This is a genomic window from Xanthobacter cornucopiae (genome assembly GCF_043195065.2).
Taxonomy (GTDB): domain Bacteria; phylum Pseudomonadota; class Alphaproteobacteria; order Rhizobiales; family Xanthobacteraceae; genus Xanthobacter.
On record NZ_CM195531.1, the window covers coordinates 4,885,638 to 4,899,558 of the forward strand.

Below are 13,921 nucleotides of genomic sequence, written 5' to 3' on the forward strand. Positions count from 1 at the left end.
GGTGCGAGAATAGGGTCAGTCGTGGGCGGCGGTGTCGGCGGGGGCGACGCCGAGCTCCGCCAGGAGGCGGGAGCGCAGGGCGACGAAGCCGGGCTCGCCGCGCTGGCGCGGGCGGGCAAGGTCGAGCCGGGCGTCGAAACGCACCTTCCCGCCGGACAGGACGATGACGCGGTCCGACAGGAGGATCGCCTCGTCCACGTCGTGGGTGACCAGCACCACCGCCGGCAGGTGCCGGCGCCAGAGCTGGGCCACCAGGTCGTGCATGCGGATGCGGGTCAGCGCGTCGAGCGCGGCGAACGGCTCGTCCAGCAGCATGAGATGGGGTTCCCGGGCCAGGGCGCGGGCCAGCGCCACGCGCTGCGCCTCGCCGCCGGAGAGGGTCTTGGGCCAGGCGTCGGCGTGGCGGCCGAGGCCCACTTCCTCCAGGGCGGCGGTGGCGGCGCGGCGGGTGGCGGCGGTCTGCGGCGCGCCGAGCAGAACGTTCTGCCAGACCCGTTTGGCCGGAACCAAGCGCGGCTCTTGGAACACCACCGAGCGCGCGGCCGCCACCTCGACACGGCCGCCGTCGGCGGCGTCGAGCCCCGCCAGGATGCGCAGCAGCGTGGTCTTGCCGGTGCCCGAGGGGCCGAGCAGGGAGATGAACTCGCCGCGCCGCACGTCGAGGTCGAGGCCGTCGAGAACGGCGCGCCCGTTGAACACCCGGCGCACGCCCGACAGGTGCACGGCCACGGGCGCGGCAGCGAACGGATCGGCGATGCCGAACGGAGCGGGGCTGGCGCCCAAGGAAACGGAGTTCACGGACACGGAGTTCACGGACACGGAGCCCACGGGCACCGAGCCCAGAGGGGCGGGGCTATGCAGGGACAAGGCTGGGCCTCCACGGCAGGGCGAGGCGTTCCACCACGCGCATGATCAGGTCGATGACGATGCCCAGCAGCGCGTAGACGATGATGCCGGCGATGATGATGTCCGTGCGCTGGTTCTGGTTGGCGTTGATGAGGATGAAGCCGATGCCGGAGCGGGCGTTGATCTGCTCCGCCGCCACCAGGGCCAGCAGCGCCACGCCGGCGGCATAGCGCAGGCCGACCAGGATGGACGGCAGGGCGGTGGGGACGATGACCCGCTGGGCGATCAGCCGGTGCGAGAGGCCGAACACGGTGGCGGCCTCGATCAGCTTGTGGTCCACCCCGCGCACGCCGGCATAGGTGTTGAGGTAGACCGGGAAGATGGTGGCGCCGAAGATCAGCGCGATCTTGGCCTCCTCGCCGATGCCGAACCAGATGATGAACAGCGGGATCATGGCGATGAAGGGAACAGTCCGCAGCATCTGCAGCGCGGCGTCGGACAGCTCTTCGCCGATCCGCCACAGCCCGGCCAGCAGGCCCAGCACCAGCCCGGTGGTGGCGCCGAGGGCGAGGCCGGTCAGCGCCCGTGCCAGCGAGGCCGGAATGGCGCTCTGCAACTCTCCGGTGCGGATGAGCTCGGCGAAGGCGGCGACGATGTCGGTGGGAGACGGCAGCGTTTCGGGGCCCACCAGGTGAAGGCTGCTCACCGCCTGCCACACCGCCAGCAGGGCGGCGGGCACCAGCGCGCGCAGCAGCAGGCGCAGCAGCGACCACAGGCCGGAACGGCCGCGCCCCGACGGCGCCGGGCGCGACAGGTCCACCAAAGTGAGCTTGCCGCCGAATCCGGCCACCGCCTGCGGTCCAGCGGCGGCCGCCAGAGGCGACGACGCGGCGATGGCCGGAAGACGGGGGGCGGGTTTGGAACGCGGAGGGGTGGCGGACAAGACGGGTCTCCGAAGCGCGGCGGCATCGATAACTATGATAATATCGATTAAATAACTCAACTAAATTCCGCGCCGGGGACGGGCGACCGCCTGGGCGGCTCGGAAGGGGCGCGGTGGCCGGTCCGCTATCCCGGGGGCGATCGGGGATATCCGGCGGCATCTTCCGTGATGGCAATAATTATATTAATAACATAGATAAACTAAATTACATATCAGCGTGCCGCCCGAACGGGCGGGAAAGGCCGCCATGACCGCTGTTGCTTCCGTCCGTCGTTCCACGCCCCCGTCCACGCCCCGAATTGGGGCGCCGGCGCTGCGGGCAGCTTTGGCCGCCCCCGGAGAGATCGCGGTGCTGGACGTGCGGGAGGAGGGCCTGTTCGGCGAGGGGCATCCGTTTCTGGCGGTGAACGCCCCCTACAGCCGGCTGGAGCGGGAGGTGCCCGCGCTGGTGCCGCGTCGCTCAACGGCGGTGGTTGTGTTGGATGACGGTGACGGGCTGGCCGACACCGCGGCGCGCCGCCTGGCGGCGATCGGCTATGGCGATGTGCGGGTGCTCGATGGTGGGGTGCCGGCGTGGGTCGCGGCCGGGTTCGAGGTCTATAAGAGCGTCAACAGCCGCTTCAAGGCTTTCGCCGAAGTGGTGGAGCACGCCTTCGACACCCCATCCATCGCCGCCGCCGAGCTCGATCACCTGCGGCGGGAGGGCGCCGACCTCGTGGTCCTCGACAGCCGCACGCCGGAGGAGTTTGCGCGCTTCCATGTGCCCGGCGCGGTAAGCTGTCCGGGGGCCGATCTGGTGCTGAACTTCGACCGTTTCGTCGCCTCGGAAGACGCGTTGGTGGTGGTCTCCTGCGCCGGCCGCACCCGTGGCATCATCGGTGCGCAGTCCCTGATCGACGCTGGCGTTCCCAACCGGGTGCGGGTGCTGAAGGGCGGCACCCAGGGCTGGCGGCTGGCCGGGCTCGCGCTCGAGGCCGGTGCCGTGGAGGCGCCGCCGGCGGCAACGGCGCCCCGCGCCCGCGCCCGGGCCGAAGCGGTGCGTGCGCGTCACGGCGTGCCGCTGGTGGACCCACGGACGCTTGCCGGCTGGCTCACCACCGAATCGGACACGCGCACGACCTATCTGTTCGATCTGCGCGCGGCCGGCGCGCGGGCCGCCGCTCCCCTGCCCGGGGCGGTGGCGGCGGCGGGCGGGCAATTGGTGCAGGCCCTGGACCGCTGGGTGGGGGTGCAGCACGCGCGCCTGGTGCTCGCGGACGATGACGGCGTGCGTGCCCGGATGACCGCCCACTGGCTGATCCAGCTCGGCGAGGATGTCCATGTCCTCGATGACGCGGACCTCGACAGCGCGCGGGAGCTGCCGCCGGCGGGAGCGGCGGCGCCCGCGCGCGCCACGGTGGAACTGGTGTCGCCGGCCGCCGCCGCGGCTTTGCTGCGCGAGGGGGCAGTGGCGCTGTCGCTGGATGACAGCGCCGCCTTCCGCGCCGGCCACGCCGCCGGGGCGGTCTGGACGATCCGGCCGCGCCTCGCCGCGCTGCCGGCGGCGCTTCTGGCCGCGCCGGTGCTGGTGCTGTTCGCCGCCGCTCTCGATCTGGCGGCGCTCGCGGCGCTGGATCTTCGGGAATTGTCGTCGGCGCGGGTGGTGGCGGTGGACGGCGGCGTCGCGGCCTGGCGCGCGGCGGGTCTGCCGGTGGAGGTGACACCGGCGGTTCCGGCCGATGCGGAGCGCATCGATTACCTGTTCTGGGCCCACGACCGGCACGACGGCAACGCCGACGCCATGCGCACCTATCTCGGTTGGGAAGAGCAATTGCCGGCCCAGGTGGCGGCGGAGGGGGGCGGCGGCTTCCGGTTGCTGGAACCTGCCTCCGGGGTGGATGCGGAACACGCGACGGCGTGAAAGGCGGGCGCGGGACGCCGTCCGCTTGCGCCGTCCGAAGGAGGATGCGGAGGCACGCCTCGTTTCAACATGCCGCCGTTCACGTGACGGCAGCCGGGGGAGGGCCCGCAACGCGCAAGGGCACGCCCGTGCCACGGCCGGGCCCATGGGCTGGGCCTTGGGCTGCACGCCCTGCGCGGGCGTGGATCGGCGCGCCGGGGCGCAGTCTGGACAAGTCGTGCCCTCGACGGTATGACGAAGAATGCTTCTGACCGTTGATCGATATGAAGATCTCCCTACCGTCGGGAGCTTCGGGGCCATGCTTGCGAGCGACGTCGACTGCAAGCTTCTGCTTCCCTCGCGGCAAGTGGCGATCGATCTGGAGCCAGCTATACTATCTGGGTCCCCCGGTAATAGCCTGTACAGGCATTACGATCATGGCAGCTCTGAAATCGCGAAGATCCACAACGTCACTTATCTGCCGAAGCGCATGTTCTTGGATCGCTCCCATGCGCGTATTCTCAAGGGAAGCTTTCGCCGCCCCCGCATCGCGCCGTCGCAGGTGGAGGTCGAGGGCCCGTCCGAGGTGGCCGAGCGCCTGGAGGGGGTGACCTATTCGATCGACACCCGGCATGCGGGCTATGGCCACATGCTGCTGGAGGCGATCAGCCAGATGTGGGCCCTGGGCGAGGTCGCCCCACGGCAGGTGCTGGTCAATCCGCGTGTCCTGCGACGCTACAGACCCTTCCTGGAAGCTGTCGGGCGCCATCGCTATGTGGCTGGAAAGTCGGCCTGCGTGCTCGATACGCTCGTGCTGGTGTCCCCGGCCTATGTGGTGGATGAGAGCATCACCCAGGCTTACGTCGAGATGTGCCGGCGCATCCGGGATGCGTTCGACCCCGATGGCGGTCCCGGCGGCCGGATCTATGTCTCGCGCAGGGGCGTGTCGAAGCGCGTTCTGGAGAACGAGGCGGAGGTCGAGGGGCTGTTCGCGGCGGCCGGGTTTGCAATCCTGAGGCCGGAGACCTTGTCCCTGGCGGCCCAGGTCCAGGCCTTCGCGCGCGCCGCCGTGGTGGCGGGCCCGGTGGGCAGCGCCATGTACAATGTCGTCTTCTCGCGGCCCGGCACCCGGCGCATCATCCTGGCGCCATCGGATTTCGTCACGCGCAACGACATGCTGCTGACGGCGATAACCGAGGAGGCGCCGTTCTACATTTTCGGCACGGGCCAGGGCGGCAGCAAGCCGGACGCCATGACCGCGCCATGGTCGATCCCGTCCGAGCGGGTGCGGCAGGGCCTGGCGGAACTGGGATTGGCTTGAAACCACAGGCCCTTGAGCTGGTTCTCAGGCCTGTGTTCAAGTTCGCGCGCCGCGCATCCGGGCGCCTGCGGATCGCCGCCTCCGGGGGGCGGTGTCCGGTCGGCGGATGGGCGCGGTCAGCCGGGGCCGGCGTTGCCGCCGATGGGGCTGAGCCGGGGCAGCGGGGCGGCCGCCCCGCGCGGGCGCAGCAGGTCCAGGCAGTGCCGCTTCAAGTGGCCGAACGCCGGTTCGGCGACGATCTCGGCGTGCCGTGGCCGGCCGAAGGGGACAGCGATGTCCTCGACGATCCGCCCCGGGCGCGGGCTCATCACCAGCACCCGGTCGGCCAGGAACAGCGCTTCGTCGATGTCGTGGGTGACGAACACGATGGTGGTGCGCACGCGGGTCCAGATGTCCAGCAGCAGCTCCTGCATCATCATCCGCGTCAGGGCGTCGAGCGCGCCGAACGGCTCGTCCATCAGCAGCAGGCGCGGCTGGTTCACCAGCACGCGGGCGATCTCGACCCGCTGCTGCATGCCGCCGGACAAGTGCTTGGGAGAGCGCCCGCCGATGTCGCCGAGGCCGACCAGCGACAGCATCTCCTCCGCCAGGCGATGGCGTTCCGCGCGCGGAACGCCGCGCATCTTCGGACCGAAGGCGACGTTGTCGCGCACGCTTTTCCAGGGAAACAGCGTGTGGTGCTGGAACACGATGCCACGGTCGGGGTGCGGGCCCGCCACGCTTTCGCCGTCCACTTCCAGCCGGCCGGCGGCAAGGGGGAGGTGGCCGGCAAGCGCGCCGAGCAAGGTGGATTTGCCGCAGCCCGACGGCCCCAGCACGCAGATGAAGGACCCGGCGGCCACGGTGAAGCTCACCTCCCGCACCGCCTCGAAGGCGCGGTCGCCCCCTCCGAGGCGGATCGACACGCCATGGGCGTCGATGCGTCCCTGGGCGGGCGGCGCCGCTCCCGCGCGCGGGCTCACCGGCGGGCCTCGTCGGCGGCGTGCCAGGGGGTCGCCAGCGCCCCGGCGCGGCGCAGGAGCGCGCTCGATCCCATGCCCAGCAGGCCGATCAGCACCATGCCCACCACGATGTGGGGGTAATTCTGGATGGTGTAGGATTCCCAGGTGTAATAGCCGATCCCGAATTGGCCGGAGATCATTTCCGCCGTCACCAGGCAGAACCACGACGTGCCCATGCCGATGGCGAGCCCGGTGAAGATGCCGGGGGCGGCGGCGGGCAGGACCACGTCCCACAAAATGGCGCCCCGGCCGGCGCCGAGGCTGCGCGCCGCCGCGACGAGGCGTGGGTCGACGCTCTCCACCCCGTGGATGGTGCTGAGCAGGATCGGGAACAGCGCGCCGGTGAAGGTGATGAAGATCATCGACAGCTCGGATGAGGGAAACATCAGGATGGCCAGCGGAATCCATGCCACCGCTGGTATCGGACGCAGCAGCTCGAGCGGCGGCATCAGCATGTCGCCGGCAAGCCGCGAGCGGCCCACCGCCACGCCGATGCCGATGCCCGCCAGCGCCGCCAGGGCAAAACCGCTGAGCACGCGCCACAGGCTGCTCGTCACGTGGGCGAGCAGCTTCGATGAGGCCAGCAACTCCAGCCCCGCTTCCGCCACCTCGGTCGGCGGCGGCACGTTGCGGAAGGTCACGAGGCCGAGGTCGAGCGGCAGCGCCGCCGCCAGCTGCCACCCGCCGAGGCACAGGAGCAGCGAGGCCGCGCGCAGCAGCCAGCGTCCGGGCCCGGTCCAGGCGGGGCGTGGGGAAGGGGAGGGCCCTGGGCGTGCCATGCGCGCGGCCGGGGCTCAGTTGCCGGCCGCGGAGGAGGCTTTCACCCCGGGAAAGTCCAGCACCGCGCCGCCCTTGACCTGCGCCCAGTCGACGGCGCTCTGCTTCAGCAGGAAGGCGCTGACCTCGCCGCTGTCGGCGCGCACGAACCAGGCCTGGGGCGCCAGCAGCTTGATGCCGCTGTCGCGGTCCTGGGCATAGACGGCGCGCGCCACCTTGCCCTCGGTCTCCAGCGTCTTCAAGGCCTTGATGGCATTCTCTGCGGATGCGTAGGAGCGGACCCGGGGCTCGTCCCTGACCCAGATCTGAGCCACCCGCCGGGGGTCGGTGATGGCGGCGCCGGTCAGGGCGTCCTTGGCGTCGAGAGGCAACGGGGCATAGTTCTTCAGGCTCGCCTCATAGTCCCGGCCGGATGCCTTGAACGCCTCGCGGATGTAGCGGTCGGCCACGAAGGTGCCCACGTCGATGCCCTGGTCGGCCCGCTTCAGCAGTTTCAGGGTGTCGATGGAGGTGGAAACGGCCTGCCTGTACTCCGGCTTCCAGGTGAGGTCGCGGGTCTGCAGCCCAAGCGGGCCGTGGAAGAGATAGTTCACCTCTGCATCGATGCCTGTGGTCTTGGCGATCAGCTCGGAATACTTCTCCGGTTCCTGCGCGATGAGGTCGTCGGCCTCCAGCGCGGCGCGAAGATAGGCGGAGACCACCTCCGGATATTTCTCGGCATAGGCGGCATCCACCAGTACGCCGTGGAAGGTGGGTCCCTCGGCCTGGGAGCCATCGTAGATCTTGCGGGCGAAGCCGCGCCAGGGGAACAGCTCGGCGAACGGCACGAAGTCGGCATGGGCGTCGATCTGGTTGGACTGAAGCGCGGAGCCCGCCACCTCCGGCGCCTGGGTGATGATGCGCACGTCGGTTTCCGGGTTCCAGCCCTGGGCCTTGATGGCGCGCAGCAGCAGGCCGTGGGCGGTGGAGGCGAAGGGCACGGAGATGGTCTTGCCCTTCAGGTCCGCCAGCGACTGGACCTGGGAGATGGCGGGCACCACGATGCCGTTGCCGGACCCCTTCACGCTGCCGGACAGCACGCCGATGAACAGGCTCCTGCGGCCGGCCTTCTCGTGGGCCACCCCGTTCAGGGAGCCGGGAAAGTCGGCCATGATGCCGAAATCGAGCTTTCCGGCGATCTGTTCGTTGGTGATCGGGGCGCCACTGGTGAAGTTCTTCCAGACGACCTCATAGGTGGCGTCCTTATATTTCCCGTCCTTCGGGAGGTATTTGTCGAGCAGGCTCAGCTCGCGGATCAGCAGGCCGCCGGTGGCGGTGTTGATGGTGGTATCCTGGGTGCCGATGGCGACCCGGATGGTTTCGGCCTGGGCCGCGGACAGCAGGCTCGTCGCGGCGAGCAGTGCGGCGACGAACGTCGAGCGAATGCGCATGGTCTACCTCGTGACGGCATGGGCGGCCTCGCCGACGGGTGAAAACACACTCTCAACCCGGTAAAACTGGCGATCCCGCGACTTCCCTGTGGTCACATGGGGCGGGGCGGGCATGAAGCAATTAATTTGCTGCGGGCGGCCGCGCCTTGGTTGCTTGCTGGTTGCTCCGGCCGGTTCCGGTGGCGGCGTCAGTCTTGTTTTTCATTAAATCAATTGATTATATATAATAAATACGGAGGCGGATGGTGATGGAGCTGGAGCCCGTGGACGGGCGGACGGTTCGCGGCGGGCGCCGGCGTCGCGCGCCCGAGGCGGGGCCGTCGGCGGCGATCCTGCCGGGCGAGCGCGCCTTGTTCCTCAGCGAGAGCGTGGACGGGCTGGACGAGGGCGCGCATTTCCTCGACCGCCTGACCGCGCCGGAGCGGGAGCGGCTTCGCGGCGTGGGGCGGCCGGTGCTGCTGGCGGCGGGCGAGGCGGTGTTCGCCCAGGGTGAGCCGCATTCCGGAATCTTCATCATCGAGGAGGGCCGGGTGCGCGTCTTCTACACCGCGCCGTCGGGCCGGGAGATCACGCTTGCCTATTGGACGCCGGGGCATTTCTGCGGTGGACCGGAAATGGCCGGGGGCGGCGCCCACATCTGGTCCGGGGTGGCGCTGGAGCCGTGCCGGCTGACGCTCATTCCGAGCGCCGCCCTGCACGCGCTGGTCACCCAGGTGCCCAATTTCGCCTTGTGCCTGATCGAGGGGCTGGTGGCCAAGGGCAAGAGCTATTCCGCCATGGCGCAGATGCTCGGCACCCGCTCGGTGATCGAGCGCCTCGCCCAGTTCCTGCTCAATCTCGGCGATCTCCACGGGGTGCGCGAGGGCCGTGCCATCGTCATCCACCGCCGCATCACCCATGACCAGATCGCGGCCATGGTCGGCTCTACCCGGCAATGGGTGACGATGATGCTGAAGCGGTTCCAGAAGAAGGGCGTGGTCTCGGTCACGCCCGGCGCCATCCGCATCGACCGGCCCGACCTGCTGCTCGACCTCGTGTCCAAGGACGGGTGACGGGCCGATGGCGCGGCGGCCCCGGCCAGCCCGCGTGAGGGGGCACGATCCGCGCTCCGGCGTGCGCCGGGTTCCGCCGCGTCGGCGCGGGCGCGTTCGGTCGCTTACGCGGCGAGCCGGGTGAGCGCCCAGCGCACGGTCTTGCGCACCTCGGGATCGGGATCGTCGCTGTGGGCGTCGAGGGCTGCCAGCGTCGCCGGATCGGCGATTTCGCCCAGCGCCGCCGCTGCCTCCTTGCGCACGATGGCGATCTCATGGCCCAGCAGCGGCGCGATGGCGCCCACCGCGTTGCGCGCCTTGAGCGCGCCGAGGCTGCGCAGGGCCTTCTGGCGCACCTGCCAGAAGGTGTCGCCCAGCGCGGCCGCGAGCGCTGGCGCGGCGCTGGCGAGGCCGGCGCGGCCCAGGGTCTCCGCCGCCGCCGCCCGCACCCGCCAGTCGGCATCGCCCAGCGCCTCGGCGATGGCGGCCGCTGCCGCCTCCTGCCGGGTGAAGGCTAGGGCGCCGATGGCCACCGCCCGCACCTCGGCATCCGGGTCGCGGGCGGCGGCGATCAGCGCCGGCAGCGCGTCCTCGCGCTTGAGATAGGCGATGATGCCGATGGCCTGAAGCCGCACCTCCGGTTCCGGATCGGCCAGGGCGGCGCGCGCAGGGGCGAGCGCCTCGGGCAGGCGCAGGCCCCGCAGGGCGCGCAGGATCGCGGCGCGCACGAACGGCGCCGGGTGGGTCGCCAGCGGCAGCAGCGGTTCGCCCGCGAGCGGCGCCTTCAGTTCGGCGAGGCTGGCGGCGGCGGCGCGCGCCACCTCCGCCTCCGGCTGTGTCAGCAGGCGGGCGAGGCCGGCGGCCACCTCCGGCCCGTCGAACTCGCCCAGGGCCTGCGCGGCCTGGACGCGAACGCCGGCGTCGTCGTCGACGGCGGCCGAAAGCAGCGGGCCGACCGCGTCCGGACTGGCGGTTCCGGCGAGCGCGATGACGGCGAGGCGCCGCACCGCGGGGTCGCGGTCGCCAAGCCGCGCGGCGATGGTCTGCACATCGCCGAAATCCTCGAAGGGCTCGAACACCACGGCGGCAACCTCAGCGCAGCAGGTAGGGGATGTGGACGGTGACCGCGCCGGTCGGGCAGTCCGCCTCGCACGGCATGCAGTACCAGCATTCGTCGTATTTCATGTAGGCCTTGCCATTGACGGCGCTGATGCGCAGCACGTCCAGCGGGCAGACATCGACGCACACCGTGCAACCCTTGTCGGCGATGCATTTGGCGGCGTCGATCACCACCGGCAGCGCGGTGGGGGAGGATGCGAGGGGCATGCGGGGGCCTCAGGCGGGCTTGCGCAGGCGCAGGCGGTCATAGGCCGTGCGCTCCGCGTCGTCGATGGGAACGATGTAGGGCTCCACGGCGCGCTTGCGCGACACCATGCGCCCGTCCTGCTTGCTCAGCAGGGTGTGGCAGAACCAGTTCTCGTCGTCCTTGTCCGGGTGGTCGGCGCGATTGTGGTAGAGCCCCCAGCGGCTCTCGGTGCGAAACAGCGAGGCATGGGCGGCCATGTCGGCGCAATCGAGGATCGAGGATGCCTCCAGCGCCCGCATGAGCTCGTGGGCGTCGCGGGCGACCATGGCGGTCTCCAGGTCTTCGCGGATCTCGGCGAAACGGGCCTGGCCGATGCGCATGCGGGCCGTCACCTTCGGCGGCTGCAGGTAGTCGTTCACGAAACGGCGGGTCTTGTACTCGATCTGGCCCGGGGGGATGCCGTCGGTGCGCCGGGTCGGGGCGAGCACCCGCTCGCGCTCACGCGCCACCTGCTCGGCATCGTAGTCCGGCAGGTCGATCTCCGCGATGTAGCCGGCGGCGTGCTCGCCGGCCACGGCGCCGTTGGTGAAGGCGCCGAGCATGTAGTTGTGCGGCACGTTGGCCATGTCGCCGGCGGCGTAGAGCCCTTCCACCGTGGTGCGGGCGAACGCGTCCACGAACACGCCCGAGGCGCTGTGGCCGGAACAGAAGCCGATCTCGGAAATGTGCATTTCCACCATGGCGGCGCGATAATCGGTGCCGCGCGCCGCGTGGAAGCGCCCGCGCGAGGGCCGCTCCACCTTGTGCAGGATGTTCTCGATCTCGCCGACGGTGTCGGGGTGAAGGTGGGTGAGCTTCAGGAACACCGGCCCCTTGCCCGATTGCAGCTCGTTGTAGAATTCCTGCATCATCTGGCCCGACCAATAGTCGCTCTCGATGAAGCGGTTGCCCTCCGCATTGGCAGTATACGCGCCGAACGGGCCGGCGACGTAGGCGCAGGCGGGCCCGTTATAGTCCTTGATCAGCGGGTTGATCTGGTAGCATTCGAGATTGGCGAGGGCGGCTCCCGCGTGGAACGCCATGGCATAGCCGTCGCCGGAATTGGTGGCGTTCTCGTAGGTGCCCCACAGATAGCCCGAATGCGGCAGGCCGAGCCGCCCGGCCGCGCCGAGGCACAGGATCACCGCCTTCGCGCGCACCACCAGCAGCTCGGCGCTGCGGGTGTTGACGGCGATGGCGCCGGCGATCCGCCCATCACGCGCGGTGAGCAGCCGGGTGGCCATGTAGCGGTTCGAGATCAGCACCTGGGCACGGCGCAGCTGGCGGTAGAGCGCCTTCTTCACCGTGTCGCCATTGGGCATGGGCAGCACGTAGGTGCCCATGTGGTGGACCTTCTTGACGTCGTAATCGCCGTTGCCGGTCATCTGGAAGCGGATGCCGAAGCTGTCCAGCTCGCGGATGATGTCGAAACAGCGCTCGGCATATTTGTAGACCGGCGCCTGATCGACGATGCCGTCGTTGGCGATGGTGATTTCCTTGGTGTACTGCTCGGGCGTGGCATGGCCCGGCACCACCGCGTTGTTCAGCCCGTCCATGCCCATGGCGATGGCGCCGGAGCGCTTCACGTTCGCCTTTTCCAGCAGCACGACGCGGGCCTCGGGGTTCGCCTGCTTGGCCTTCAGCGCCGCCATCGGGCCGGCGGTGCCGCCGCCGATCACCAGCACGTCGCACGCGACCTGCGACAGGCCGTCCTCGATGTCATCCATCTCGTGTGTCCTCAGCGCCGCGCCAGTGGCGGCGGCGCGATCCGGGGCGTAGACCGCCGCCACGCGCGGCGCGGGCGCGGGGGACGGGAGCTGTCGCGGATCATCGCAGATGCGCCGGATGCGATCGCGCAAGAAATTGCCATGGGCCACCGCCCCCATTCCGGCGCGTGCCGAACGGACGGCCGGTCACGCCGGGTCCACGGGCCGCGCGAACGGCAGCGCCAGCTCCAGCACCCGGGCCGCGCGCAGCACGCGGTCGTCGCGATATTTGGCGGCGACGAGCTGAAGCCCGATGGGCAGGCCCGCCGCCGTGAGCCCCACCGGAACCGAGGCCGCCGGCTGCTGGGTGAGGTTGAACGGGGAGGTGAAGGGCGAGGGGACCGGGCGCGCCGGCCCCCCGGCGCCGTCGCTGTCCGCCAGCGGCGCGGCGCGGGCGGTGGTCGGGGTCACCAGCAGGTCGTAGCGCTCGTGGAACAGCGCCAGCCGCCGCCCCAGGGCCTCGCGGGCCTCCAGCGCGCCGAGATATTCGACCACGCCGATGGTGCCGCCCTGGGCGGCGATCTCGGCCAGGCCGGGCTCGACCAGATGGCGCCGCTGCTGCGGCAGGGTGGCGAGCAGCCGGGCGGCGGCGGCCGACCACAGGGTGCGGAAGATGGGGCGCGGGTCGGCGATGCCGGGATCGACCTCCTCGACGATGGCGCCGCCGGCTTCCAGCAGGCGGACGGCGCCGGCGACGGTCTCCGCGATCTCGGGATCGACCTCCGCAAAGCCGAGGGTGGGGCTGAAGGCAATGCGCAGCCCGGCGACACCCGCCTCCAGCGCGCCGGTCCAGTCGATGGTCTGCGGCGGCAGGGCGTGCCAGTCGCGCGGGTCGGGCTGCGCGATGATCTCCAGCAGCGCCGCCGCATCGGCCACCGTCCGGGTGAGCGGGGCGACATGGAACAGCGTGCCGGTGTGGGCGGAGGGATAGCCGGGCACCCGGCCGAAGCTCGGCTTGAAGCCGAACACGCCGGAAAAGGCGGCCGGCAGCCGGGTCGAGCCGCCGCCGTCGGTGGCCACCTGCAGCGGCGCGAGGCCCAGCGCGGCGGCAGCAGCGGCGCCGCCGCTGCTGCCGCCCGGCGTGTGCGCCAGGTTCCACGGATTGCGGGTGATGCCGGTGAGCGGGCTGTCGGCGAGCCCCTTCCAGCCGAATTCGGAGGTGGTGGTCTTGCCGAGCAGCACCGCCCCGGCGGCGCGCAGCCGGGCGGCGGCGGGAGAATCCTCGTCCCAGGGCTGATCGGGGTCCACGGCGAGGCTGCCGCGCCGGGTCGGCCAGCCTTTGACCCAGAGCAGGTCCTTCAGGGCGGCGGGCACGCCGTCCACCGGACCGAGCGGCGCGCCCTCGGCCCATCGCCGCTCCGAGGCGCGCGCCGCCGCGAGGGCACTGGCGCGGTCCACCAGCGCGAAGGCGTTGACCGTGGGCTGGAAGCGGTCGATGCGGTCGAGGAGGTGGGATGTGACCTCGACCGGGGACACGGCCCGGGAGCGATAGAGGGCGGCCAGCTGAGGGGCGCTCAGATCATGCAGATCCGGCGCGGGGGCGGGGGGTGGGTGATCCGGCATGACAGGGGTCCAATCGGGG

12 protein-coding genes are annotated in these 13,921 nt (G+C 70.9%); 3 read left to right on the forward strand and 9 right to left on the reverse strand.

The window, feature by feature from the left end; translation table 11 throughout:
* Positions 1–15: 15 nt before the first annotated feature.
* Both V5F53_RS21445 and V5F53_RS21450 read right to left on the reverse strand, forming a co-directional pair.
* Positions 16–756 carry an ABC transporter ATP-binding protein gene (locus tag V5F53_RS21445; protein ID WP_393995947.1) on the reverse strand — a complete coding sequence of 247 codons (741 nt, stop codon included), beginning with the start codon at positions 754–756 and terminating at the stop codon, positions 16–18.
* A gap of 97 nt (positions 757–853) precedes the next feature.
* Positions 854–1,789: an ABC transporter permease gene (locus V5F53_RS21450; RefSeq protein WP_393995676.1), complete on the reverse strand. Its 936-nt coding sequence runs from the start codon at positions 1,787–1,789 to the stop codon at positions 854–856.
* 247 nt (positions 1,790–2,036) lie between these two features.
* Between V5F53_RS21450 and V5F53_RS21455 the strand changes: the two genes are divergently transcribed.
* Positions 2,037–3,689, forward strand: a complete 1,653-nt coding sequence (locus tag V5F53_RS21455) for a rhodanese-like domain-containing protein (protein WP_393995677.1) — start codon at positions 2,037–2,039, stop codon at positions 3,687–3,689.
* A 298-nt stretch (positions 3,690–3,987) separates the two neighbouring features.
* Positions 3,988–4,989, forward strand: coding sequence for a glycosyltransferase family 61 protein (locus tag V5F53_RS21460; RefSeq protein WP_393995678.1), 1,002 nt, complete (start codon positions 3,988–3,990; stop codon positions 4,987–4,989).
* A gap of 116 nt (positions 4,990–5,105) precedes the next feature.
* Here the strand turns inward: V5F53_RS21460 and V5F53_RS21465 are convergent, their stop codons facing one another.
* Genes V5F53_RS21465 through V5F53_RS21475 form a run of 3 tightly spaced genes read right to left on the reverse strand, consistent with a single transcriptional unit; the run spans position 5,106 to position 8,197 of the window.
* Entirely contained in the window at positions 5,106–5,951 is an 846-nt protein-coding gene (locus V5F53_RS21465) for an ABC transporter ATP-binding protein (protein WP_393995679.1), read from the reverse strand.
* On the reverse strand, positions 5,948–6,769 hold the full coding sequence (locus tag V5F53_RS21470) for an ABC transporter permease (RefSeq protein WP_393995680.1): 822 nt from the start codon (positions 6,767–6,769) through the stop codon (positions 5,948–5,950). The genes V5F53_RS21465 and V5F53_RS21470 overlap by 4 nt, the downstream gene beginning before the upstream one ends.
* A gap of 15 nt (positions 6,770–6,784) precedes the next feature.
* Positions 6,785–8,197 (reverse strand): ABC transporter substrate-binding protein, encoded by a 1,413-nt coding sequence (locus V5F53_RS21475; RefSeq protein WP_393995681.1) that lies wholly within the window; start codon positions 8,195–8,197, stop codon positions 6,785–6,787.
* Between the two features lie 248 nt (positions 8,198–8,445).
* On the opposite strand from V5F53_RS21475, the gene V5F53_RS21480 reads away from it, so the two are divergent.
* The gene (locus tag V5F53_RS21480; protein WP_393995682.1) at positions 8,446–9,249 is read left to right on the forward strand and encodes a Crp/Fnr family transcriptional regulator; all 804 of its coding nucleotides are present in this window, start codon (positions 8,446–8,448) and stop codon (positions 9,247–9,249) included.
* A gap of 104 nt (positions 9,250–9,353) precedes the next feature.
* On the opposite strand, the gene V5F53_RS21485 is transcribed toward V5F53_RS21480, so the two are convergent.
* The 4 genes from V5F53_RS21485 to V5F53_RS21500 form a co-directional block, all read right to left on the reverse strand.
* Positions 9,354–10,310 (reverse strand): HEAT repeat domain-containing protein, encoded by a 957-nt coding sequence (locus tag V5F53_RS21485; RefSeq protein ID WP_393995683.1) that lies wholly within the window; start codon positions 10,308–10,310, stop codon positions 9,354–9,356.
* A gap of 10 nt (positions 10,311–10,320) precedes the next feature.
* Complete coding sequence (locus V5F53_RS21490) at positions 10,321–10,554, reverse strand: 4Fe-4S dicluster domain-containing protein (RefSeq protein WP_393995684.1); 234 nt, start codon at positions 10,552–10,554, stop codon at positions 10,321–10,323.
* Between the two features lie 9 nt (positions 10,555–10,563).
* Positions 10,564–12,300: a fumarate reductase/succinate dehydrogenase flavoprotein subunit gene (locus V5F53_RS21495; RefSeq protein WP_393995685.1), complete on the reverse strand. Its 1,737-nt coding sequence runs from the start codon at positions 12,298–12,300 to the stop codon at positions 10,564–10,566.
* A gap of 186 nt (positions 12,301–12,486) precedes the next feature.
* On the reverse strand, positions 12,487–13,902 hold the full coding sequence (locus V5F53_RS21500) for an amidase (RefSeq protein ID WP_393995686.1): 1,416 nt from the start codon (positions 13,900–13,902) through the stop codon (positions 12,487–12,489).
* Positions 13,903–13,921: the final 19 nt, after the last annotated feature.

Coding starts and splice junctions, on each gene's coding strand:
- V5F53_RS21490 (WP_393995684.1), bottom strand. CDS start 10,554: ATGCCCCTCGCATCCTCCCCCACCGCGCTGCCGGTGGTGATCGACGCC.
- V5F53_RS21480 (WP_393995682.1), top strand. CDS start 8,446: ATGGAGCTGGAGCCCGTGGACGGGCGGACGGTTCGCGGCGGGCGCCGG.
- V5F53_RS21460 (WP_393995678.1), top strand. CDS start 3,988: ATGCTTGCGAGCGACGTCGACTGCAAGCTTCTGCTTCCCTCGCGGCAA.
- V5F53_RS21455 (WP_393995677.1), top strand. CDS start 2,037: ATGACCGCTGTTGCTTCCGTCCGTCGTTCCACGCCCCCGTCCACGCCC.
- V5F53_RS21500 (WP_393995686.1), bottom strand. CDS start 13,902: ATGCCGGATCACCCACCCCCCGCCCCCGCGCCGGATCTGCATGATCTG.
- V5F53_RS21470 (WP_393995680.1), bottom strand. CDS start 6,769: ATGGCACGCCCAGGGCCCTCCCCTTCCCCACGCCCCGCCTGGACCGGG.
- V5F53_RS21475 (WP_393995681.1), bottom strand. CDS start 8,197: ATGCGCATTCGCTCGACGTTCGTCGCCGCACTGCTCGCCGCGACGAGC.
- V5F53_RS21495 (WP_393995685.1), bottom strand. CDS start 12,300: ATGGATGACATCGAGGACGGCCTGTCGCAGGTCGCGTGCGACGTGCTG.